This window comes from Acinetobacter towneri DSM 14962 = CIP 107472, from assembly GCF_000368785.1.
Lineage (GTDB): Bacteria > Pseudomonadota > Gammaproteobacteria > Pseudomonadales > Moraxellaceae > Acinetobacter > Acinetobacter towneri.
In genome coordinates this window covers 471,036-491,448 of the sequence record NZ_KB849689.1, presented here as the reverse complement: position 1 = coordinate 491,448, position 20,413 = coordinate 471,036, and the positions used below count along the sequence as shown (strand labels likewise).

The following is a 20,413-nucleotide window of genomic DNA, read 5'->3' as shown; positions in this document are numbered from 1 at the left end:
CACGGGTACATGCACCCTTCGGGGTGCAGATGGAGAGCGTAAGCATGAAAATTAAATCGTTTATAAAAATGGGTGACGACATGATGACCCGAATACCACACCAATTCACCAATTTATTTTCATACTGGCTGTACTGCGATGGGTACAGACCACAACTTAAGAAAGATGCATTGGTAATGCGTCGTGGTGACAGTGTACTCAAAATCTTCTGTCACAAGGCAAAAGCACAGCAAGACTATTTAATGAATGAAGCGTGTCAGCGCAAATTTAGACAGTTTTGCAGATGCTATTTAAATGAAGCAGCTGGTTTTTTAAGTCGCTTAGAACGTGAAGCAAATGTAGAAGTCAGTCGTGCTAAAAACTTTAATTATTTGATGGTGGCGTGATGGATTTGCAGAAAGAAAGTGATCTTTTTGAACATTGGTGGGAAACCGAGGGGCAATATCACCGCGCGGGCGGAACTGAATATTGTAAAACCTTTGCTTGGGAAGCTTGGATTTTTTCCAAAGCCCAATCCGAAAAAGCCCTACTCGAACAATTTGAAATCAACAATAAACTTGTTGAACAGATTGAAAAACTGAAAGCAGATGTGCCTGGGCAAATAACTATTACCCACGAACGCCTTCAAGAGCTGATTACGATCGCTGTTAAAACTGTGCTTGAGGCTAAGGAGTAACGAGCTATGACCTGTTTAATTAAAGTTTCTGAATTTATTAAGCGCGTTTATGGTACCGAAGGTGCAACTCCACCAACGCGCCAAACTATTGCACGTCACTGTAGATTGGGCCTAATTCCTGCTGAGCAAAAAGGCAAACATTGGTATATACAGTGGCATATTTACCAGCAACAAACTGGTGATGATTTAGTGGATAAGGTGTTGCGAGGCTAAAAATATGGCTCGACCACGCAATAAAGGAAATAAGGATATTCCTGCTAATTTATATCGGGGTGATGGTAATGCTTGGCGTTACCGCCACCCCATTACGGGAAAGTTTCACTCAATGGGAACTGACAAAAATAAAGCCTTTCAAGCAGCTCGAAAATTAAATGAGATGTTAATGATTGAGACAGACTTAGTGTCTAGGGTTCTTGGAGGTGGTGTCTTATTTGGAAGCTTTGCTGATGAGTATTTACTTAATAAGCGTCGGAAAGATGGCCGACCAATATCTGAAAATACTCGGCAGACTTATCAGGTTCAGCTAAACAGACTGTGTAAAGTCTGGGGAAACAAAGAACTTGAATCGATTACTCTGAAAATGGTCAATGAATACCTTGATAGTCTCACGCCTTCAAATAGTAAATCTGTACGCAGTTTGCTGTGCAACATTTTTGATGTGGCGGTGAGTAAAGGGTTATGTCCAGATAACCCAGCACGAATTACACTTAGCCGCTATGTGCCCAAGCAAAGAAAAAGACATACCGTTGAGGGACTGCAGATTATTCGTAATCATTCCCCTTTATGGCTGCAAAATGCAATTGATCTATCGCTGTTAACAACCCAACGCCGATCGGACATTGTCAACATTCGTTGGACTGATATTCATGATGGATATATTCATATTGCCCAGCAAAAAACGACTGATGATCCAGTGGATGATTTTGAAGTTCTAGATGGTTCAGGCTATATCCGAATAAAGATTGATGATGAATTACAGCAGGTATTGGATCGTTGTAAATCGGACAATGTCCCTAGCCCTTTTGTGATTCATTATGTGCCAAAAAGAAAGGTCAAAAACTCAAAGAAAGAACACTGGACTCAAATCCTACCTTTGTATTTGTCTGAGGAATTTTTGAGGATCGTCAAACTTTCAAATGCCTATCCAAAATTAGAGGGTAGACAAATTCCGACCTTCCACGAAATACGTGCATTGGCTATTTTCTTGCATAAAAAAGCAGGTCGAAGCGCCCAGGCATTGGCAGGTCATAGCTCAGTTAAAATGACCGAACACTACGAGTCTGGTCATGAAATTATTTGGAACGATGTGGATGTTGGGATTAAGCTGCCATTTGCAGAAGTGACATAAAAGTTTTTTGCAAAACGTATTGCTAAGTTATTGTTTTCATTATGTTCCATTTAGTGTGTTTTGCCCATTTTTTAGGGCGAAAATATACTATAAAACTATTTATATACAGTAACTTAGCATTTTATTAGTAGCTAACATTTTGATAATTCGGATAATAAAAATCCATTTTCCAACGGCTTTTAGGTGGTGGAAAACTCCCAAGCATTAACAGCTTGGCATTGGCTGGTAAAAAGGGTTCGAGTGGATGGGTTTCTATTTTAGAATTAGACATTTATAGATTGAACCTTTGGTCTTTAAATTAAGCTAAGACATTGCAGTACGAGCAACTTCATAATGATTTTTATGTAACTTCCCTTGATTGAATAACCATGTCGCAACTTCTGGCCAAAAATACATTGCAGATCTAGATGCAAGTCCATACATCGGACGTGGAAAGTTTCCGTCACCACGTTTATTTTGCGCATATAAAGATAATGCTTGACGAGTCATTCCAGCACGTTCAGCCATTACTGCCAAAGTTGAATAACCTTGCTCTTCTACTATCAGATCATGAAATCCTAATGAGCGAATATTGTCTAATGCTGAGTGAATCGCTTGTTCTGCATTTTCAGCTTCACGGTCAAACTCAAGATAAATTGTATCGTTATAACTGCAAACTAATGCATCATCACAACCCGCTTCAAAGAACTTATCTTCTAGCACAGACAGATCAGAACGTACGTCACGTACCACAACAGTAAAGTGATAGTTATTCATAGTTCATCTCCATGACATTGCTTTACTTTACGCAAGATTTGTTTTGCATGTGCTGATTTACCTGAATCGACAACATCCCAGCCGTTTTCAATCGCATATTCAATTGCTTCGCGAATATGTTTATTGGGATGTTTCTTCATATTTTCATTCTGCTTGATGATTTAATTATAATTTAGTGTTGACGATTGTTAACACTATACCATTATTTAAGTTAATTTACCTAAAACCACTCCAAAATCCTATCCGAGACTTCTTTCCCCCAAATCTGGTAAATTTCTTTACTTGGATGAAAACCATCTTTTGCCATTTCTAAATTCATGGATTGATATTTTCGAATATCATATTCAATCCACTGCATATCTTCTTGTTGTGCAATCATTTTTTCTAATTGTAAGTTCATTTGTTTTGCGTATTGTCCAAATAGCCAAGATAATGGATTGGGCAATGCGGGAAATAAATGCATTGGTGGAACCCCCGTAGCAATGATTAATTCAGGTTGGAATTTCGCTTGAATAAGTTGATAAAAATGTTGCTGTTGTTTAATCCAAGTCTGTGCCGACATTAAGCGTGTTACATCGTTGACACCAACAGAAGTAACCACAACATCATATTTTTGATTTACCAGTTTTTTCGTTTTTTGAATGACTTGTGAGGTAGTATCTCCAGACTGCGCCTCTAAACGCCAATGTACTTGGTACTGATGCTGCAAAGCAGAAATCACCGCACCTAAAAGCGCATCATTTTGATGTGCTACCCCAACGCCTGCAGCGGCAGAATCGCCTAAAATCAATAATGACAGCGTTTGCCCTTGCCCTGTAATACCTTCTCGTGCGCCTTCGGCTTCAGGCAATCGGATCGTGTTCTTTTTAACACGACTTCCCTGAATCACCAAAGCGGGAATTAAGGCAAGGGTTGCTGTTCTAAGCCACATCACATTTCACTCTTAAATACGAAAACCGAAAATACAAATTTTAAACCCAAACAAAAGTAGAGACTCAAATATAAAAATAGCATCGTGTCATTTAAAGTGATTGCATTCATCATCAGCTTTAAATTTCAGGATGCTATTCAAATACTATGATATCGCTGCTATTTAGCCGAGTTTATTGACCAATTTTAATGGTAAAACTTTCATAGCTAAGCCCAATGGCAACCATGGCCATTTAGGTACATAGGCTTTAATTGGCGCTTTTTCAATTTCTGCAGCAAGTAAGCGTGAACCTGTTTTTTCATCAACTTCAAAAGGCAGTTTTTTTGCACCTTCGTTGATTTCGGTACGAATATAACCAGGGAAAATAGTCGTAACTTGAATAGGTGTATCAATTAATTCTGCACGAATTCCTTCTGCTAAATGTGCTACTGCAGCTTTACTTGCACCGTAAGCAGTAAGATGTTTTGGCATACCACGAATGGCACTCATAGATGAAATCATCACCAAATGCCCTGAGTTTTGCTCACGGAAAATTTCAACCGCGGCTTCACACTGCGCCAAAGCTGAAATAAAGTTGGTTTCTACTGTGGCTTTGTTGATGGCAAAATTACCTTTACCAATGCGACGTCCTTCGCCCACGCCTGCATTGACAATAATGCGGTCAATTTGTCCAAAATCTTGTTTAAATTCACGAAACACCTGAAACACCTGATCATAATTGGTGACATCCAGCGTTTTTGCAATAACACGAATACCAAACTGGCTTTCCAGTTCTTGTTTCAGCGTTTCCAAACGCTCTAAACGTCGGGCGCAAATTGCAAGGTTATAACCCATTTGAGCAAATTCACGTGCCATACCCGCACCAATACCTGAACTTGCACCTGTAATTAGAATTGTTTTTGTCATGGTTTGATCCTTAAATCCAAGTCAATAAATTTGAGTTTTCAGCTTTAATAAAATGATGTTCATTCAAGCTTAACAGTTGTGGTTCACTGCCGACCAAACGTAAAGTGGTGATACTTGAGTTAGTAATTGCCCAGTTCAATGCAAAGGTTTTATTGGGCGTTAAGCCTAAAATTTTACCTGCAGCCACAGAAATCACACCACCAGAAGTAAATACCACAGCATATCGTGGTTGTTTTTGGGCTAAGTCATCACATAAATGCTGCAATGCATCTTCGACACGCTGTTTAAAATGCGGCCAAGATTCTTCATATTCATGGTGATATTCACCGCCCGTCCAGCGTTCTATCGCACCTTCAAAAATTTTTGCCAAATATGCACGAGGATTGACCTCTTTGGCGACATCTTCTTTCATCAATTCAGGTTGATTAAAACGCGGTTCATACTGCGCGAAAACCTGTTGATGATTAAACTCGTTCCATGCACTGTCGGTATGAATTTCGACCTCAGGAAAACATTCTGCCAAAGCCAGTTGTGCAGTTTGCTGATGGCGCTGCATTGAACCAGCCACCACATAGGGTGCTTCTTTTAAAATGCGATCAAAATAACGTCCGAGCAATTTGGCTTGTAACTCACCATTAGGCGAAAGTTGATCATAACTTTCTGCCCCAAAAGATGCTTGCCCATGACGAATTAAATAAATGGTGGTCATTTCGGCATCAATTCCTTAAATTTGGCGATATATTTTTGTGCTAGTTCATTTGCTTCCAGTTTTTGTAAACCAATTAACTTTAAGGCACGAATATGCAAAGCATGAATGACAATCCAGAAATCCTTAAATGCAGGATTATTGGTTTGCTTGTGGAAATAACGATAATAAATTTGCTGGGCGATCACCGCTAAACGGAAAATTCCAAACACTTCATAGAATGTCCAGTTATCGGTGCTCAAGCCTGTTTTTTGCAAATAATAGTCCACCACTTGCTGACGTGTGAACATGCCTTTTAAGTGCGTTGGTTGACGACGGGTGGCTTTAAAAATTTGATTATCGGTATCTTCAACCCAATATGCCAAAGCCGAGCCTAAATCCATGAGTGGATCGCCCAGTGTTGCCATTTCCCAGTCCAAAACGCCAATCACTTGAGTCGGATGTTTCGGGTCTAAAATCACATTATCAAAACGCCAGTCGTTATGAATAATGCAGGTTTTTGAATCTGCAGGAATATGGTCTAACAACCATTTACGCACATATTTAAAAGATGGCACGTTGATGGTATGTGCTTTGGCATAGCGTGCATCCCAACCTTCTACCTGACGTCGGCAATAACCATCACCTTTCCCTAATTTTTCTAGCTCAGTTCCTGCATAAGGTACTTGATGCAGCTCAATCAGTTTATCAATGACATTTACACAAAGTTCATGTACTTGAGTTTCGCTAAAATCAAGCTCTGGTGGCAATTTTGCACGTGGGATAATGCCTTCAATACGTTGCATCACGTAAAAATCGCAGCCAATTACAGCTTCATCCTGACACAACGCCACCATTTCAGGTAACACAGGATAAAACGGGGCTAAATTCTTTTGCACATGATATTCACGCGCCATGTCATGTGCAGATTTAGCTTTAGTACCTTTGGGCGGACGACGCAAAATTAAATCAGCATTGCTGTACTTAAGGCGATATGTCCAGTTCGATGCACCGCCTGAATATTGTGTGACTTCTACAGGTTCTACGACATCGACATTTTGTTGTTTTAACCATGCTGTCACTGCCTGAATATCGAGTTCTTCGCCTTCGCGTACTGTGCCGCCTACATCAATAACTGACATTATTTTTCCCTAATTTTCCAATTTTTTTAATCTAACATAGATTTTCCGTGTTCTCTTGAGATGTATCGGCAATATCAGAAATATTGCCGAATACACTACCAAGCGACACAATAAAAAATTCGCAACTGACTTATTTTTTGCGGCTGCTACGATAACCACGTTTAGCCAACTCAAGTTTGGCAATCATGCCTTTGTGTACTTCGTCTGGTCCATCGGCAAGACGTAAACTACGCGCTTGGGCAAAGAAACCTGTCAACGGTGTATCTCTAGATACGCCTGCACCACCATGAATCTGCATCGCCATATCAACTACTTTTTCCAAGACACTTGGTGCAACCACTTTAATGGCAGAAATTTCGGTAAGTGCTGCCATATTGCCTAAAGTATCCATTTTATAGGCTGCATAGAGAGTTAATAAACGTGCTTGGTCAATCGCCACACGTGCTTCCGCTACACGCTCCAAATTGCCACCGAGTTTCAGAATTTCCTTGCCAAATGCGGTACGACTCATGCCACGGTCAATCATCAACTCCAAAGATTTTTCGGCTGCACCAATACAACGCATACAATGGTGAATACGCCCCGGACCTAAACGACCTTGTGCAATTTCAAAACCTTGTCCTGCACCGCCAATAAAGTTGGCAACAGGCACACGCACGTTATCAAAACTGACTTCGCCATGACCGTGTGGCGCGTCGTAATCACCAAATACAGGTAACATGCGTTGAATTTTAACGCCCGCAGTATCCACAGGGACTAAAACCATAGAGTGTTGATGATGACGGTCTTTGGTTTCATCGGGTGTATGCGCCATAAAAATAATAATTTTGGCATTTGGATCGCCCAAACCTGAAGACCACCATTTACGACCATTCAAGACAATTTCATCGCCGTCTACGACTGCTGTTGCCTGCATATTGGTCGCATCACTTGAAGCCACTGCAGGTTCAGTCATACAAAACACAGAACGAATTTTACCTTCAAGCAGCGGTGTCAGCCATTCTGCCTTTTGTGCTTCAGAACCATAGCGCCATAAAACTTCCATGTTGCCGCTGTCGGGTGCATTACAGTTAAATACGGTTGGCGCAATCAAACTGCGTCCACTCAACTCTGCAATGTGTGCATATTCTTGTACCGACAAACCTTGTCCTAATTCTGGACAAGGTAAAAACATATTCCATAAACCTGCAGCTTTGGCTTTGGCTTTTAATTGTTCTAATTGTGCTGGCCATTGCCATTTAGTCCAGTCACCACCCTGATTTAATTCGTGAACTTCTGCCCAGAATTCAGCTTCAATCGGCTCAATTTCTTTGGCAATAAAGGCTTTGGTACGTTCTATATAGTCTTTGGCGCGTGCAGATAGCTCAAACATGGTTCAAATCCCTTAAAATATTGTATTCATTGCTTTACAACACCTTAACTTGAAAAGTAATATGAACAAAATGATTTAATTCAATAAAACACTATGAATCATGTTCATAACAATGCAAAAGTTGATCTTACCGTTTTTCATCGTTTAGACATCAATTTATACCCGATGTTTGTTGCAATTTATGAGCAGCGCAGTATTTCCAAAGCTGCACAAATTTTGTGTATTAGCCAATCTGCCGCCAGTCATGCTTTGCAGCGTTTAAGACAACATTTACAAGATGATTTACTGGTGCGAAGTGGCAATAAAATGCTGCCTACGCCTTTTGCCGAGCAAATTTATCCGACTATTAAAAATGCCTTGTTGGCGATTCAAAGTATTGCAATACAGAAACAGCAATTTGAGCCGAATATGTTGCAATCGCTCAAAATTGCTATCCATGATGAAATTGAACCGATTATTTTTCCTAAATTGGTGGCGCATTTTCAAAAGTTGAACTTGGATATTCAATTTCTGAGCCACAAATTAGACCGCAAAACGGTTTTGGCAGATTTAGCAACACAACAAATTGATTTTGTAATTGATTTAGAACAAAACTTTGGCGATAAAATTCAGTTTCAATCCTTAGTTCAAGACCAATTTGTGGTCTGTAGTTCACAACAAGAAATGAATACTGCACTTTATTTATCTTCTGCACATATTGGGGTTTCATCACGGCGTACTGGTATGTTGCTAGAAGATATTTATTTGCATCAAAAGCAATTATCACGGCAGGTTTTTTTACGTTGTCAGCACTATTCTACGGCGTTACAGATTTTACAGCAGCATCCTCAAGCCATACTAACTATTCCTAAAATGATTTTAAAGCATTTAAATATGAGCCAAAAATTGAATATTTTTGATGTGCCTGTAGACTTGCCTGTAATTAATATGGGGATGTATTGGCATAAAGATTTACAGGAAAATTTAAGGCATTATTTCTTAAGAGAGGAAATTTCTAAAATCTTTGCTTAGGCTATTTTGAATTAATCTTGAATTTGCAAGTGGTTGCTAATCGTCTTGTATGATTCTATAAAAAATAAAAGCCGCCGAGACAGCTTTTTAATATGGGTTTGTTCTTAAAACTTCGCTTCCAATACTTTTGTAGATACTTTGCCTTTCCATAAATCACGCAAAATTGGCAAATAGAACTTTTCACCTACTTCTACCAATTCAGCATCAATTAAGGCATGTGTTTCATGCATAAATAAGTAATCTAGCTCCACAGTTTGTAATTGTTGTTGTGCTTTGGCGAAATCTTTACGTTTTTGTTGGGCTTGTTTCACTAACTGATCTGCAAATGTCTTGCCCTTGAACTGACTGAGCGCATTTAAACGTAATTCAATCACGCCCCACCCACTGAGCAGCAATTTAAATAACTCTAAATCTGCAGTGGTTGATTCCCACGTCATTTCTTCCAGATTTTCATTTTCAGGCAATACAGGTAGTAAAAGCTCCATTACACTTGGAAAAATCTTTTTAAAATTCAAGATAAATTTAACAGGCTGCTCACCCGGGTAATCTTTAAATTGCACGTGTTGCTGAACATCTGTTAAATAAATTGAGAGCATTGAAAATTTCCGTAGTTAAGATATTGAGTTGCTTATAAAAAAATTAAATTTTGCAAAATAAATGCAAAACTTTAGCAAAACAGTATTTTGAAGTATTGCGTATTCTAGCAATTATGGCAGCTTAATCAATGTAAGTTGAATAAGGAACGGACATAAAAGAAAGCATCTAAAAGTGGTTAATGCGACTAAATGACGGGTTTTGAACTATTACATTTAGATAGCACCTTGTAGCAGCCTATTCTGCCGTTATGCAAATTATGTCTTTACACCAACACATAAATTTAAAATCGTATTAGGATGAATTACCCCTCTACATTCAAATTAGGTGCAATAGAAAACCCAGCATTTAGGCTGGGTTTAGTATATTTTACTTGATTAATGCAACGCCATTTCCGCGCTTTTAGCTAAGAATGCCGAACGGCTTAAATGTTGTTTTTTTGCAACAGCATCAATACGTTTCACTAAAGCTTCTGGCATGCTGATATTAATACGAATAGACTTTGTATTTACTTTTGTTGTATCAATATCAACTAACAACCAAAAACCCCCCTCAAATCGCTCATCACCTAACCATTGCTCTGGGCTTGATGGTTCTGGTAACGGAATATCTTCACCATCAAAGTGAACTTCAACCGCTTCCTGTGCCATGCGCTGAATATCTTGCATCTCATCTGCTGCGCTAAAGCATCCATCAAAGTCAGGAAAGGTTAAACCGTATGCGCTATCTTCATCTTTGTGAACATATACTGGATATAACATTTTTACCTCCACTCCCAACCAGCCTGTTTATATATATTGCGTAGAGTTCCTATTGGCATATCTTTACGTGGATGTGGTACCACAACATGTCCAGGCTTTTCAGGATGCTTATACTTTTCATGGTCGCCTTTACCACCCACTTTGTACCAGCCTTCCTGCTCAAGACGCTTAATAATGTCTTTGCTGTTCATTGTGTAATTATACACAACATAATTTTAATAAGAAAGAATACTTCAAAGTTTCACTGATTTTTATAAACAAAGTCTGTGTTTATCTGTCATCTTGAGCAGACAAACACAGACCTCTCAATTTACTTAAAACTGACTATTTGGTATTCGGAGCAATCATCTGTTCAGGACGTACCACTTCATCAAACTGCTCTGCTGTGACCAAATTCAGCTCTACTGCAACTTGCTTTAAGGTTTTATTTTCCTTATAAGCTGTTTTTGCCACCTCCGCTGCATTCTCATAACCAATTACAGGATTCAAAGCGGTCACTAACATGAGTGAATCATGCAAAAAGTGATCTATTTTTTCACGGTTTGCTTGAATGCCAACGGCGCAATGCTCATTAAAGCTATTACATGCATCGCCCAAGAGTTGAATAGATTGCAATAAGTTATATGCAATTACTGGCATAAATACATTCAGCTCAAAATTGCCCGATGCACCAGCCACGTTAATTGTGGTGTCATTGCCCAATACCTGTGCAACTACCATGGTCATTGCTTCGCTTTGTGTTGGATTAACCTTGCCCGGCATAATACTTGAACCAGGTTCATTTTCTGGAATACGCAGCTCACCAAAACCACAACGCGGGCCACTGGCTAACCAGCGAATATCATTGGCAATTTTATTTAAACTCACCGCCAAAGTTTTTAATGCACCTGAAGCAAATACCGCAGCATCACGCCCCGCCAAAGCCTCAAACTTATTTGGTGCAGTCACAAATGCTAAGCCTGTTAGCTGTGCCAATTGCTCCGCTGCCTGTACCGCATAATCAGGATGTGCATTTAAGCCTGTACCGACTGCTGTACCACCAAGCGGCAACTCATACAAGCCTGTTAAAGCCTGTTCCAAACGCTTTAAACTATGATCTAATTGAGATACATAGCCACTAAATTCCTGCCCTAAAGTTAATGGCGTTGCATCTTGTAAATGTGTACGTCCAATTTTGACAATTTTAGAAAATTCTTCACTTTTGGCATGCAACGTATCACGCAAACTCTTTACTGCAGGAATGAGCAGTTCATTAATTTGCAAACTCGCTGCTACATGAATTGCAGTTGGAAAAGAATCATTGGTCGATTGGGCACGATTGACATGATCATTCGGATGTACAGGCTTTTGCGCACCTAAAGGATTCCCCAGTTTTTGATTGGCGATATTGGCAATCACTTCATTACAGTTCATGTTACTTTGCGTACCCGAACCTGTTTGCCACACCACCAAAGGAAATTGGCTATCCCACTGCCCTGCAATGACTTCATCTGCTGCACCGACAATGTACTGCGCCAACTCTTGCGGGATTTGCCCTAAGTTTGCATTGGTGATTGCCGCAGCTTTTTTAACCAAACCCATAGCGCGAATCATGGCGCGTGGTAAACGCTCATTGCCAATTTTGAAATTTTGTAAGCTACGCTGAGTTTGTGCGCCCCAAAGCGCGTCATTCGGAACTTCAACTTCACCCATGGTGTCATGTTCAATACGTGTTTGCATGTTCAGCCTCATTCCTTCGTGATTTCAATGATGTCATGTGCTCTTATCTCGATCTTATAAAAAACAGACAGCCTAGTAAATGATAATTATTATCAATAATTCCGTTGCATTGTATCTGTTTCAGCTATGAGGCTTCGTGAATCGCATCTCAACGAATTTTATAGCGCTTACTTTTAATGCTTAAGCGTATTTTGATAAAAACGCCATTCATCCTCTAGCATTTTTTCCAGACTACGTTTTGGCTGCCAGTGTAAATATTGTTGTGCCTTATCTACGACTGCACCTAACTGATCTAACTCAGGATATTCATAATGAATTGCAGGAACTGTAGCAATTTCAGTGTCAGTGACTTCACTAATACGTGCAAGTAATTGTTGAATTGAAACCACTTCTCCCGCAATATTAAAAGCTTCACAGCTATGCGTTTGCTCAAATAACCAATGCAGGCTTGCAATCACAGCATCACAGGCATCGAGTACGTGCACAAAGCTACGTTCTACAGTTTGATCTGCAGTATTGGCTTGCTGACGTAGCTCAATCGCTTCACGCTGCTGTACTGCGACTTGCATCGCCAAAGGAATAATATTTTTAGGTAACGGAGCAACGACTTCGCCTAAAATACCGTGTTCAAATGCACCTGCTATATTACTCAAGCGCAAAATAGCGATATTCCATTCATTATCGGTTCTAAAAGTATCTTGGATGATTTCTTCAACCATCTGCTGAGATTTCACATACGGATTGGCATAGGTGTAATTAAAGCTCTGGCTTTCTTCCAGACTCAATCCCGACTTACCATAGACCGCGATACTTGAAAGATGCACTAAACGACGCACGCCTGTACGTTGCATAGAACGCAATAAACTCATAATACAACTGACGTTATCGTTATAATATTCCAGTGGTTTAAGCACCGATTCTTCTAAAGATTTAAACCCTGCACAATGCACCACCGCAGTAATCGAATATTGTTCAAAAACTTTGTTCAGCGCAGGCGTGTTTCTTACATCTAATTTGGCAAAAGGCACATAACGCCCTGCAATATATTCAAGTCGCTCTAAGGTCTGCATACTTGCATTGGATAAATTATCTACAATAATGACCTCTTGCCCTTGAGCCATTAGGCTTAATGCAATGTGTGAGCCTATAAAGCCTAAACCACCAGTCACTAAAATCATTTATACTACCTTTTTTATAAAGTCTGAATGCGCCTTGGCACATTGCATTAGTGAATTTTGATGAGCACCTTATTACTAATAACCTCCGCACCAACCTCTATTCATGCATGGCATGCACTCGGTCTTGCTCAAGCCTTACAACAGAAAAATGAGGCTTTTCGTGTGTTTTTTTATCAAGATGGCGTTGCTGTAGCGAATGAGTTGCAATGGGTACCCGATGATCAACGCAACCTCAAAACAGAATGGCAAAAATTGCCTATTCGTTTACCCGTATGTGTAAGTGCCGCACTGGCACGTGGTATTAGCGATGCAGACAATGCCAAACGCCATCAACTGAGCCAACACAATTTAGCCGCAGGCTTTGAATTGGTTGGCTTGGGCGAACTGGCCGATGCAGTGCAAAGCACAAAACGCCTGATTCAATTTTAAGCGATTCATTTTGTAAATCTGTTGCATTTAAAAGGTAAATTGTGTGAAAACTGTACTCGTGGTTTTACGTCAGGCCAATTTAAACAGCTTACAAGTGCATGAAAGCTTGTCTGCAACAATGGTACTGGCAACTTTTGGTTGTGAAGTCAAAGTGTTATTACAAGATGCGGCATTAAGCCTATTACAGTCGGAACTGGCATTTGATTCACTAAAACATGCTTTTAAAGTGGCATCCAATTTGGTCGATAGCTTTGAGTTTTATGACCTCAGCCCAATTTTGATTGAAAATAAACATGCTAACTCGCCGTTTATCAAAAATACGGTACATGAAATTGAATGGGTGGAACTGAATCGGGAGCTGATTCAAACCTTTGATCGGGTTTTATATTGGTAGGTTGATCGGTGGTTTAACAATCTGATTGATCATTTGACCATATCTAAACATCTAAAGAGAAAAGCATGTCTGACGCAAATTTATATTTAATCCAAGCGAGCTTTGATAGCACCGCAACAATTTTAGCAGAGCTAAATGCCTTGTATGCTCCGCAAGACAGCGTTGTACTTATGGGTGATGCGGTATTGCATCAGCAACATCCACTCTGTGCCCAGCTAGACAAAATATATGTACTGGAAAATGATGCAGAAATATTGAATGGTCATTTGGCGGAAAATGTACAGCCGATTAATTATGCAGCTTTTGCAACGCTGTGTTTAGCACATCAGCGCTGTATCAGCTTAAAATAGCAAGCCGTAATGAAAGGGTGAATGAAACAAGAGATGACACTAGAATTAGATCAAGATGGACATTTGCTGGATTACACTGTCTGGAATGAACAAGTGGCGCAAGAATTGGCGCAAAGTTTAGAGCTTGAACTCACAGCTTGGCATTTTGAAGTTTTGCACGCTGTACGCCAATTTTATCAGCAATTTGGACACTCACCTGCAACCCGTCCTTTAATCAAATTTTTAATGAAAACTGTAAGCCCAGAGATTAACAACGCTGTTTTGCAGGAAAAATTTAATACAGGTTTGGTGGCACGGCATTTAAGTCGTTTAGCGGGTATTCCTAAACCAGCCAACTGCTTATAGACAAACTGTTGCTGATTAATACAGCACTGATTTAGGCTTGTTTTAAATTCTGCTGTGCTTGGATGTACTGATAATACACTGGGGTAAAATGTGGTTTTACTTGCTTGGCATGCAGTTCTTCACCACATTCCGAACATACCACGACAGGTTGAAACGTCTTAGCACAATTTTTATGGATGTATTCCACAGGCTTACCTAAACCTTGATCCATCCATTTATCTGCCCAATTTGCCATAGACAGCATTAAGGGATAAAGCTCCAAGCCCTTCTCTGTCAATTTATATTCAAAACGTTCTTGGCGCTCTACATAAGGCACTTTGACTAAAATTTCATGTTCCACCAAACGCTTTAAACGATCTGACAATACATGCCGCGTTACGCCCAAATGTTGTTGAAAATCATCAAAGCGACGCATGCCCATAAAGGCATTACGAATAATCAGCATCGTCCAACGGTCACCAATCACCGACAAGGTTCGTGCAATCGAACAAGGCTGCTCGCCAATTTCATCCCATTTCATCTATGTCGCCTATCCCTCAGTTCACTACCTGCAAGTTAAAAGATTCTACAGTCTTTGCAAAGTTAGTTTTGCATGAAAATTGATAAAAAATGAAGTATGACTTCACAATCTGCTTAAAAGGAATCCCCAGTTTTTGGGGTTTTATACGCCTGCATCTTCAATCTTTAAATTTGCTATTCACTTATAAGGCAGATCACACTATTTAGATGTAGCTCCTGCACAAAAAACTTGTTCAGTCATACCTGAAGCCGTGAAACTGTTGTGCTGCTGTTCTAAATAACGCTTTGCCACCATTAACATCACAGGTGCAGGATACAAGTTTGGATTGTACTCGGAAATTTCAGCAATATTTTTATAGGCGTGATAGCGTGCACAAAATGCCTGTTTTTGTTGTTCTGCCGTTGCTTGGCTCGTAGGATCATCCAATATTTTTTTGCTGTCATTCACAATTTGCGTGTATTGATTTAACAAATCTTGATATTGTGTTTGGGTCAACCCATTGGCTGTATGTGGAATTGTAATAGGTGTAGATGATGCTTCAAGTGCCAACTGCTGCGCTTGAATACCTTGTGCCATTACGCTCAGACTTTGCAGTCCAAGCATAATGCTCACCGATATTTTTGCCATGTTCGACATGCGCATAAGCTTAAGACTCATCGCCTTCTTTCCAGACATCTTCATAGTCATCAGCATCAATCATAAAGCGGTAGCCTTGTTCTAAAGCCAAGTATGGAAGCACATCGGGCAAAATATCTTGTAGCTCGCGTACAGGCATGGTTTCAAAGTTCACGTCATCTTCACCCAATTCACCGCCATAAATGTACCACGCGACTTTTTCTTCACCTTCTGGCGCTTTACGCAAGCCCACAAGTGGATCTTTATTTAAGGTCTGGACTGCAACTGCGACAACATCATCGCCACTCACAGCAATATAGGCTGAACCAAATTCTTCACAGAGCAGTTTTTGTTCTTCTATCAACTCTGCCAAGGCTGAGTTTTTTTGCTTTTGCTGTGGTTTAGACATGACAATTCTCTAAGATAAGCTGTGAGTATTCTAACGAGATTGTACAGATAGAAAATCTTTATTTTTATCCACTGGAGCGAAAAACCTCGTGGTTCAGCACGAGGATATAAGCGACTGGAGTAAATCATATGAACGACACGAAATGTCGTTTTAAATACTTGTACTATAGTCACTATTAAGAAAAATACTGTTAAAATAATTGGATGAAGACACTCAAATTACGCATAAAAGACAAACATTGCAAGGTGCTAAATCAGTTAGCATCCGAAGTAAATTTTGTCTGGAATTATGTCAATGATTTGTGTTTTAAGCATCTACAACGTAAACAACAATTCTTTTCAGCATACGACCTTGCAAAATACACGAAAGGCACATCGAAAGAATGCAACTTGCACAGTCAAACTATTCAGGCAGTGACAGAAGAATTGGTCACAAGACGCAAGCAGTTCAAAAAAGCAAAACTAAAATGGCGTGTCAGTAATAAAAAATCAGCTAGACGTTCACTGGGTTGGATACCGTTTAAAAAGGTTGCAATCAAATATGCTGATGGCTATGTTCAATATGGCAAGCATCAATTTAAACTATGGGATAGTTACGGATTAAGTCAATACAATATCAAAACAGGCACATTCGTAGAAGATAGTCGTGGACGTTGGTATGTTTGTCTTGTAGTTGATGCAGTCAAAATAGAAAAAAACAACGCTAAAACCTCAATTGGCATAGATTTAGGTTTAAAAGATTTAGCGACTTGTTCAGATGGCGTAAAACTTAAAGCACCTCAAATCTATCGGCAATATGAACAAAAACTTGGTATTGCTCAACGTGCAAAAAATAAGAAACGTGTCAAAGCCATCCATGCCAAGATTAAAAATGTAAGACAAAACATGCTGCATCAATTCAGCCGAAAATTGGTGAATGAACATGCAGCCATCTTCGTTGGCAATGTGAATGCCAAAGCATTAGCACAAACCAGATTGGCTAAATCAGTGCTAGATGCCAGTTGGACAACACTAAGAACCATGCTCAAGTATAAATGCGAGAACGCAGGGGTATGTTATGAAGAAGTCAATGAAGCCTATACCACCCAAACTTGTTCGTGCTGTGGCTCACGCTCCAGTAGTCCGGAAGGTAGAGCAGGACTTGGAATAAGAGAATGGCAGTGTGTGGAGTGTGGTACGCTCCATGATCGGGATGTAAATTCCGCACTGAATATTCTTGCGCTCGGGCATGAGCGTCTAGCAGTAGGAATCTCCGTCCTTTAGGTCGGGGAGGATGTCAAATTTCTGAGATGCTCAAATGAAGTGCAACGGATATGACATGAATTTGAAATTACTTAGCTTTGAAATATGATGCTACGCCCAAATAACCAACATTGCCGCAAGCACGACCAATCCCAATCCCCAATGATCGGTACGAGCAAGTTTTTCTTTAAAGAAATACGCTGAAATAAGTAAGCTGAATAATATTTCAATTTGTCCGAGTGTTTTCACAATCGCCACAGTTTGCATACTCATGGCACTAAACCAGCCCAATGATGCTAAAAAACTGCAGACGCTCACTTTAAAAGTTAATCCAACCCGCTGCCACATGGCATATAAGGTATGTCGTTTAAATATGCCTAAAAAAGCCAATAAGATAAAACATTGTAAGCCAATGACCCACACCAAAACCCATGCAGCACGGTGAATAAACGGTAAGAAATCCAGCTCTAGACTGGCTTCACGCACCAATAAAGAAGTCACCGCAAAGCTGAGTCCACTACCGATTCCAATGGCTAAAGTTGTGAATGAAAAATCACTACGTTGATTGCCTTTACTCAGTAGAAATACCGCAATACCGCCTATCGCAACACCTAACCAAGCCAATGCGCTTAAATGTTCTTGTAGGAAAATCACGCCTACAATTGCGGCTAAAACTGCTTCACTTTTGGCAAGTCCGACACCCACCGCATAATTTTTCTGTTGAAACAGTTTTACCATTAAAACTGTGGCTAAAATCTGACACACTGCTGCAATAATGATATACAGCCAAAACATCGAACTAAAATGCAGTTTTGCTTGTACAGGCTGCTGCGATTGTAAAATGCTTAAATACGCCAGTGCAAAAGGCAAGGCAAAAATAAAACGTGCCAAAGTCACGCCATAAACATCTACACTTGTGCTGAGTTGTTTTTGAAAGGCATTGCGCCATGCCTGCATAAATGCAGCCATTAAGGTAAAGAGCACCCAACTCGAAATCATTGCAACCACAAATGCTTTACTGATAAAGTTATAATTTACGCCTATTCCGTTATTTTTGCGATCTTTATTGCTTTTGAGTTATGCGCTTACGATCTCTTTTATAAACAAAAAAAACATTCATTAAAATTCAAATGAATGTTTTTCATATCTTGAAGCGATTATAGGTGTGCTGTTATTCAAAAACTGTTTAGAACTTATCTAAATTCACCACAACAGCCACGCCGATACAAAATAAAGCTACATACACGGTAAACCAAATAATCATGTGCTTAAATGCTTTGTCTGAAATACTGCTATCGGCATATTTCTGTGGTTTGCGTGAGTTATCTTCTTGCATATCGACTCCAATCTAGCCAGATTATGGGATATACAGATTATGTAAAATTCTAAAGCATTGCTGTAGATACAAAATATTCATTAAAAACTATAACAGTTGATTTTAGATACATGCCAATCTGTTATAAAAACAGAAATTATTTAATGTTTTAAACCTAAAAATAGATCAAAATAAGTAACAGCTGCAAAAAATGCTTTAGTCATACCATGTATAAATCTGAACAATTGGCGTTGAACATTCGGCAACTCATTGAAAATGGTGCATGGAAAGCACATAGCAAGTTACCTTCGTTAAGAGAACAATCACAAATCAGTGGTTATAGCTTAATGACCGTGCTAAACGCTTATCAAGAACTTGAAGCTCAGGGATTGGTTTACGCTAAACAAAAGTCGGGGTTTTATGTCGCAGAACGTCTCAATCAAACTGAACGACCTGTACCAAGCAGTTTGAGTTTAAATGCACATATTCAAATGAACTCTTTGGTCTTTGGCTATTTAAAATCAATTCAGTCTGCAGATGTCAGTCCTTTAGGCTCTGCCTTTCCCAATGCAGAATTACTGTTTAACCCAAAGTTAATGCAAATTTTAGCGCAGCACGCCAAGCGAAAAAGCAGTTATTTTAGCCACGACCACATGCCACCGGGCAATTATGAATTAAGAACCATAATTGCAAATCGCTACTGTTTACAAGGCATACCCACCCATGCAAATGACATTGTCATTACATCTGGCGCATTAGATGCGCTCAATTTGTCATTACAAGCTTTGACCAAACCTGGAGATTTTATTCTATTACAAGAAACTATATTTTATGGTGCATGGCAAGCGGCTGAACGTCTTGGTTTACAGGTGATTACCATTCCAGAACACCCCGTTTCAGGTTTCGATTTAGACTCATTTGAACAAGCCTTAAAACAATACCCGATTAAAGTCTGCTGGTTGATGTTGAATATTCATAACCCCATTGGCTTTAGTGTCAGAGATGAAATTAAGCAACGTATTGCGAGTTTGCTTGAAGAATATCAAGTGTATTTAATTGAAGATGATGTCTATCAAGAATTGTATTACGGGACGCAAAAACCGCTACCCATGAAGTATTTTGACCGACAACAACGCGTACTGCATTGCGCTTCTTTTTCTAAAACTTTGGGTTCTGCTGTGCGGGTCGGTTGGGTTTATGCAGGACAATTTTCTCATGCTATTCAGCATTTTCAGCTTATGAGCACAGTTTCGGCAAGCCCATTACTCCAAAATACTTTGGTCGATTTTCTTTCACACCATCATTATGAAAAACATTTGCGCCAATTACGCAAAGAACTGGAAAAACATAAGAAAGTGTTTTATCAGCAGTTGAAACAGCGCTTAAATCCAGCTTGCAAAATTCACTACTATTCTAGTGGTTATTTTTTATGGATTGAACTGCCTGCATATTTAGATGGCTATACAATTTATGAGCAATTGATTCAAAATAATATTGGAATTGCGCCAAGCCAACTGTTCCGTTCTGAACAAGTCAGCCAAAACTTTATGCGTTTAAACTGTTCTTTTGCTTGGAACAGTAATATTGCTGCTGTACTAGATGTTTTGTCTGAGGTGATACAACAGCACATCACGCAATATACTCATGCTTAAAATTACAGAGCCGATCACCCGACAATAAAAAAAGCTGAGTTTTTGACTCAGCTCTTTTGTAGTT

Annotated in this window: 28 protein-coding genes and 1 pseudogene; 11 read left to right on the top strand and 18 right to left on the bottom strand. The window is 39.6% G+C overall.

The window, feature by feature from the left end; genetic code table 11:
• The first annotated feature begins 44 nt into the window (after positions 1-44).
• From F947_RS06655 to F947_RS06640, 4 genes are read left to right on the top strand one after another with little or no spacing between them, the layout of a single operon-like run.
• The gene (locus tag F947_RS06655) at positions 45-386 is read left to right on the top strand and encodes a hypothetical protein (RefSeq protein ID WP_004973591.1); all 342 of its coding nucleotides are present in this window, start codon (positions 45-47) and stop codon (positions 384-386) included.
• The gene (locus F947_RS06650; RefSeq protein ID WP_004973590.1) at positions 386-676 is read left to right on the top strand and encodes a hypothetical protein; all 291 of its coding nucleotides are present in this window, start codon (positions 386-388) and stop codon (positions 674-676) included. The genes F947_RS06655 and F947_RS06650 overlap by 1 nt, the downstream gene beginning before the upstream one ends.
• A 6-nt stretch (positions 677-682) precedes the next feature.
• Positions 683-889 carry a hypothetical protein gene (locus F947_RS06645; RefSeq protein ID WP_004973589.1) on the top strand — a complete coding sequence of 69 codons (207 nt, stop codon included), beginning with the start codon at positions 683-685 and terminating at the stop codon, positions 887-889.
• A 4-nt stretch (positions 890-893) separates the two neighbouring features.
• A complete protein-coding gene (locus F947_RS06640) occupies positions 894-2,024 on the top strand; it encodes a phage integrase Arm DNA-binding domain-containing protein (RefSeq protein ID WP_004973588.1) in 1,131 nt (376 codons plus the stop codon).
• 136 nt (positions 2,025-2,160) lie between these two features.
• On the opposite strand, the pseudogene F947_RS14260 reads toward F947_RS06640, so the two are convergent.
• The 8 genes and pseudogenes from F947_RS14260 to F947_RS06610 form a co-directional block, all read right to left on the bottom strand.
• A pseudogene (locus F947_RS14260) lies at positions 2,161-2,295 on the bottom strand (uracil-DNA glycosylase family protein); the annotation flags it as partial.
• A gap of 32 nt (positions 2,296-2,327) precedes the next feature.
• Positions 2,328-2,780 carry a hypothetical protein gene (locus F947_RS06635; RefSeq protein ID WP_004973582.1) on the bottom strand — a complete coding sequence of 151 codons (453 nt, stop codon included), beginning with the start codon at positions 2,778-2,780 and terminating at the stop codon, positions 2,328-2,330.
• Positions 2,777-2,920, bottom strand: coding sequence for a hypothetical protein (locus F947_RS14700; RefSeq protein ID WP_004973580.1), 144 nt, complete (start codon positions 2,918-2,920; stop codon positions 2,777-2,779). The genes F947_RS06635 and F947_RS14700 overlap by 4 nt, the downstream gene beginning before the upstream one ends.
• Before the next feature lie 80 nt (positions 2,921-3,000).
• Positions 3,001-3,711 (bottom strand): SGNH/GDSL hydrolase family protein, encoded by a 711-nt coding sequence (locus F947_RS06630; RefSeq protein WP_004973578.1) that lies wholly within the window; start codon positions 3,709-3,711, stop codon positions 3,001-3,003.
• Positions 3,712-3,873: 162 nt separating this feature from the next.
• On the bottom strand, positions 3,874-4,617 hold the full coding sequence (locus tag F947_RS06625) for an SDR family oxidoreductase (protein WP_004973576.1): 744 nt from the start codon (positions 4,615-4,617) through the stop codon (positions 3,874-3,876).
• Between the two features lie 10 nt (positions 4,618-4,627).
• Positions 4,628-5,326 carry a histidine phosphatase family protein gene (locus F947_RS06620; protein ID WP_004973573.1) on the bottom strand — a complete coding sequence of 233 codons (699 nt, stop codon included), beginning with the start codon at positions 5,324-5,326 and terminating at the stop codon, positions 4,628-4,630.
• The gene (locus F947_RS06615) at positions 5,323-6,444 is read right to left on the bottom strand and encodes a phosphotransferase family protein (protein ID WP_004973572.1); all 1,122 of its coding nucleotides are present in this window, start codon (positions 6,442-6,444) and stop codon (positions 5,323-5,325) included. Before F947_RS06615 ends, F947_RS06620 begins: the two co-directional genes overlap by 4 nt.
• Positions 6,445-6,574: 130 nt before the next feature.
• Positions 6,575-7,816: an acyl-CoA dehydrogenase family protein gene (locus F947_RS06610; protein WP_004973568.1), complete on the bottom strand. Its 1,242-nt coding sequence runs from the start codon at positions 7,814-7,816 to the stop codon at positions 6,575-6,577.
• A gap of 93 nt (positions 7,817-7,909) precedes the next feature.
• On the opposite strand from F947_RS06610, the gene F947_RS06605 reads away from it, so the two are divergent.
• On the top strand, positions 7,910-8,827 hold the full coding sequence (locus F947_RS06605; RefSeq protein ID WP_004973567.1) for a LysR family transcriptional regulator: 918 nt from the start codon (positions 7,910-7,912) through the stop codon (positions 8,825-8,827).
• Positions 8,828-8,931: 104 nt separating this feature from the next.
• On the opposite strand, the gene F947_RS06600 is transcribed toward F947_RS06605, so the two are convergent.
• The 5 genes from F947_RS06600 to F947_RS06580 form a co-directional block, all read right to left on the bottom strand.
• Positions 8,932-9,423, bottom strand: a complete 492-nt coding sequence (locus F947_RS06600; RefSeq protein ID WP_004973565.1) for a hypothetical protein — start codon at positions 9,421-9,423, stop codon at positions 8,932-8,934.
• A gap of 375 nt (positions 9,424-9,798) precedes the next feature.
• On the bottom strand, positions 9,799-10,182 hold the full coding sequence (locus F947_RS06595) for a type II toxin-antitoxin system HicB family antitoxin (RefSeq protein WP_004973564.1): 384 nt from the start codon (positions 10,180-10,182) through the stop codon (positions 9,799-9,801).
• Positions 10,183-10,184: 2 nt separating this feature from the next.
• Positions 10,185-10,373 carry a type II toxin-antitoxin system HicA family toxin gene (locus tag F947_RS06590; RefSeq protein ID WP_004973562.1) on the bottom strand — a complete coding sequence of 63 codons (189 nt, stop codon included), beginning with the start codon at positions 10,371-10,373 and terminating at the stop codon, positions 10,185-10,187.
• A gap of 133 nt (positions 10,374-10,506) precedes the next feature.
• The gene (gene fumC / locus F947_RS06585; protein ID WP_004973560.1) at positions 10,507-11,901 is read right to left on the bottom strand and encodes a class II fumarate hydratase; all 1,395 of its coding nucleotides are present in this window, start codon (positions 11,899-11,901) and stop codon (positions 10,507-10,509) included.
• A gap of 173 nt (positions 11,902-12,074) precedes the next feature.
• On the bottom strand, positions 12,075-13,079 hold the full coding sequence (locus F947_RS06580; protein WP_004973559.1) for an SDR family NAD(P)-dependent oxidoreductase: 1,005 nt from the start codon (positions 13,077-13,079) through the stop codon (positions 12,075-12,077).
• A gap of 60 nt (positions 13,080-13,139) precedes the next feature.
• On the opposite strand from F947_RS06580, the gene tusD reads away from it, so the two are divergent.
• From tusD to F947_RS06560, 4 genes are all read left to right on the top strand, one after another.
• Positions 13,140-13,508: a sulfurtransferase complex subunit TusD gene (gene tusD, locus F947_RS06575; protein WP_004973557.1), complete on the top strand. Its 369-nt coding sequence runs from the start codon at positions 13,140-13,142 to the stop codon at positions 13,506-13,508.
• 43 nt (positions 13,509-13,551) lie between these two features.
• A complete protein-coding gene (locus F947_RS06570) occupies positions 13,552-13,902 on the top strand; it encodes a hypothetical protein (protein WP_004973555.1) in 351 nt (116 codons plus the stop codon).
• A gap of 65 nt (positions 13,903-13,967) precedes the next feature.
• Positions 13,968-14,252: a DsrH/TusB family sulfur metabolism protein gene (locus F947_RS06565; RefSeq protein WP_004973553.1), complete on the top strand. Its 285-nt coding sequence runs from the start codon at positions 13,968-13,970 to the stop codon at positions 14,250-14,252.
• 33 nt (positions 14,253-14,285) lie between these two features.
• Complete coding sequence (locus tag F947_RS06560) at positions 14,286-14,597, top strand: TusE/DsrC/DsvC family sulfur relay protein (RefSeq protein ID WP_026438386.1); 312 nt, start codon at positions 14,286-14,288, stop codon at positions 14,595-14,597.
• A gap of 31 nt (positions 14,598-14,628) precedes the next feature.
• Here F947_RS06560 and F947_RS06555 read toward each other — a convergent pair whose 3' ends face one another.
• The 3 genes from F947_RS06555 to F947_RS06545 form a co-directional block, all read right to left on the bottom strand.
• Positions 14,629-15,117 (bottom strand): winged helix-turn-helix transcriptional regulator, encoded by a 489-nt coding sequence (locus F947_RS06555; RefSeq protein WP_004973550.1) that lies wholly within the window; start codon positions 15,115-15,117, stop codon positions 14,629-14,631.
• 198 nt (positions 15,118-15,315) lie between these two features.
• Complete coding sequence (locus F947_RS06550) at positions 15,316-15,774, bottom strand: hypothetical protein (RefSeq protein ID WP_026438387.1); 459 nt, start codon at positions 15,772-15,774, stop codon at positions 15,316-15,318.
• Positions 15,764-16,141: an immunity protein Imm33 domain-containing protein gene (locus F947_RS06545; RefSeq protein ID WP_004973545.1), complete on the bottom strand. Its 378-nt coding sequence runs from the start codon at positions 16,139-16,141 to the stop codon at positions 15,764-15,766. The genes F947_RS06550 and F947_RS06545 overlap by 11 nt, the downstream gene beginning before the upstream one ends.
• A 203-nt stretch (positions 16,142-16,344) precedes the next feature.
• Between F947_RS06545 and F947_RS06540 the strand changes: the two genes are divergently transcribed.
• Positions 16,345-17,403 (top strand): RNA-guided endonuclease InsQ/TnpB family protein, encoded by a 1,059-nt coding sequence (locus F947_RS06540; protein WP_004973543.1) that lies wholly within the window; start codon positions 16,345-16,347, stop codon positions 17,401-17,403.
• Between the two features lie 90 nt (positions 17,404-17,493).
• Here the strand turns inward: F947_RS06540 and F947_RS06535 are convergent, their stop codons facing one another.
• Both F947_RS06535 and F947_RS14695 read right to left on the bottom strand, forming a co-directional pair.
• On the bottom strand, positions 17,494-18,381 hold the full coding sequence (locus F947_RS06535) for a DMT family transporter (protein WP_004973542.1): 888 nt from the start codon (positions 18,379-18,381) through the stop codon (positions 17,494-17,496).
• A gap of 187 nt (positions 18,382-18,568) precedes the next feature.
• The gene (locus tag F947_RS14695) at positions 18,569-18,718 is read right to left on the bottom strand and encodes a hypothetical protein (RefSeq protein ID WP_004973540.1); all 150 of its coding nucleotides are present in this window, start codon (positions 18,716-18,718) and stop codon (positions 18,569-18,571) included.
• A gap of 206 nt (positions 18,719-18,924) precedes the next feature.
• Here F947_RS14695 and F947_RS06530 point away from each other — a divergent pair, with 206 nt between their 5' ends.
• Positions 18,925-20,349, top strand: coding sequence for an aminotransferase-like domain-containing protein (locus F947_RS06530; RefSeq protein ID WP_004973539.1), 1,425 nt, complete (start codon positions 18,925-18,927; stop codon positions 20,347-20,349).
• The last annotated feature ends 64 nt before the right edge of the window (positions 20,350-20,413 follow it).

Coding starts and splice junctions, on each gene's coding strand:
- F947_RS06655 (WP_004973591.1), top strand. CDS start 45: ATGAAAATTAAATCGTTTATAAAAATGGGTGACGACATGATGACCCGA.
- F947_RS06650 (WP_004973590.1), top strand. CDS start 386: ATGGATTTGCAGAAAGAAAGTGATCTTTTTGAACATTGGTGGGAAACC.
- F947_RS06645 (WP_004973589.1), top strand. CDS start 683: ATGACCTGTTTAATTAAAGTTTCTGAATTTATTAAGCGCGTTTATGGT.
- F947_RS06640 (WP_004973588.1), top strand. CDS start 894: ATGGCTCGACCACGCAATAAAGGAAATAAGGATATTCCTGCTAATTTA.
- F947_RS06635 (WP_004973582.1), bottom strand. CDS start 2,780: ATGAATAACTATCACTTTACTGTTGTGGTACGTGACGTACGTTCTGAT.
- F947_RS14700 (WP_004973580.1), bottom strand. CDS start 2,920: ATGAAGAAACATCCCAATAAACATATTCGCGAAGCAATTGAATATGCG.
- F947_RS06630 (WP_004973578.1), bottom strand. CDS start 3,711: ATGTGGCTTAGAACAGCAACCCTTGCCTTAATTCCCGCTTTGGTGATT.
- F947_RS06625 (WP_004973576.1), bottom strand. CDS start 4,617: ATGACAAAAACAATTCTAATTACAGGTGCAAGTTCAGGTATTGGTGCG.
- F947_RS06620 (WP_004973573.1), bottom strand. CDS start 5,326: ATGACCACCATTTATTTAATTCGTCATGGGCAAGCATCTTTTGGGGCA.
- F947_RS06615 (WP_004973572.1), bottom strand. CDS start 6,444: ATGTCAGTTATTGATGTAGGCGGCACAGTACGCGAAGGCGAAGAACTC.
- F947_RS06610 (WP_004973568.1), bottom strand. CDS start 7,816: ATGTTTGAGCTATCTGCACGCGCCAAAGACTATATAGAACGTACCAAA.
- F947_RS06605 (WP_004973567.1), top strand. CDS start 7,910: ATGAATCATGTTCATAACAATGCAAAAGTTGATCTTACCGTTTTTCAT.
- F947_RS06600 (WP_004973565.1), bottom strand. CDS start 9,423: ATGCTCTCAATTTATTTAACAGATGTTCAGCAACACGTGCAATTTAAA.
- F947_RS06595 (WP_004973564.1), bottom strand. CDS start 10,182: ATGTTATATCCAGTATATGTTCACAAAGATGAAGATAGCGCATACGGT.
- F947_RS06590 (WP_004973562.1), bottom strand. CDS start 10,373: ATGAACAGCAAAGACATTATTAAGCGTCTTGAGCAGGAAGGCTGGTAC.
- fumC (WP_004973560.1), bottom strand. CDS start 11,901: ATGCAAACACGTATTGAACATGACACCATGGGTGAAGTTGAAGTTCCG.
- F947_RS06580 (WP_004973559.1), bottom strand. CDS start 13,079: ATGATTTTAGTGACTGGTGGTTTAGGCTTTATAGGCTCACACATTGCA.
- tusD (WP_004973557.1), top strand. CDS start 13,140: ATGAGCACCTTATTACTAATAACCTCCGCACCAACCTCTATTCATGCA.
- F947_RS06565 (WP_004973553.1), top strand. CDS start 13,968: ATGTCTGACGCAAATTTATATTTAATCCAAGCGAGCTTTGATAGCACC.
- F947_RS06560 (WP_026438386.1), top strand. CDS start 14,286: ATGACACTAGAATTAGATCAAGATGGACATTTGCTGGATTACACTGTC.
- F947_RS06555 (WP_004973550.1), bottom strand. CDS start 15,117: ATGAAATGGGATGAAATTGGCGAGCAGCCTTGTTCGATTGCACGAACC.
- F947_RS06550 (WP_026438387.1), bottom strand. CDS start 15,774: ATGAGTCTTAAGCTTATGCGCATGTCGAACATGGCAAAAATATCGGTG.
- F947_RS06545 (WP_004973545.1), bottom strand. CDS start 16,141: ATGTCTAAACCACAGCAAAAGCAAAAAAACTCAGCCTTGGCAGAGTTG.
- F947_RS06540 (WP_004973543.1), top strand. CDS start 16,345: ATGAAGACACTCAAATTACGCATAAAAGACAAACATTGCAAGGTGCTA.
- F947_RS06535 (WP_004973542.1), bottom strand. CDS start 18,381: ATGATTTCGAGTTGGGTGCTCTTTACCTTAATGGCTGCATTTATGCAG.
- F947_RS14695 (WP_004973540.1), bottom strand. CDS start 18,718: ATGCAAGAAGATAACTCACGCAAACCACAGAAATATGCCGATAGCAGT.
- F947_RS06530 (WP_004973539.1), top strand. CDS start 18,925: ATGTATAAATCTGAACAATTGGCGTTGAACATTCGGCAACTCATTGAA.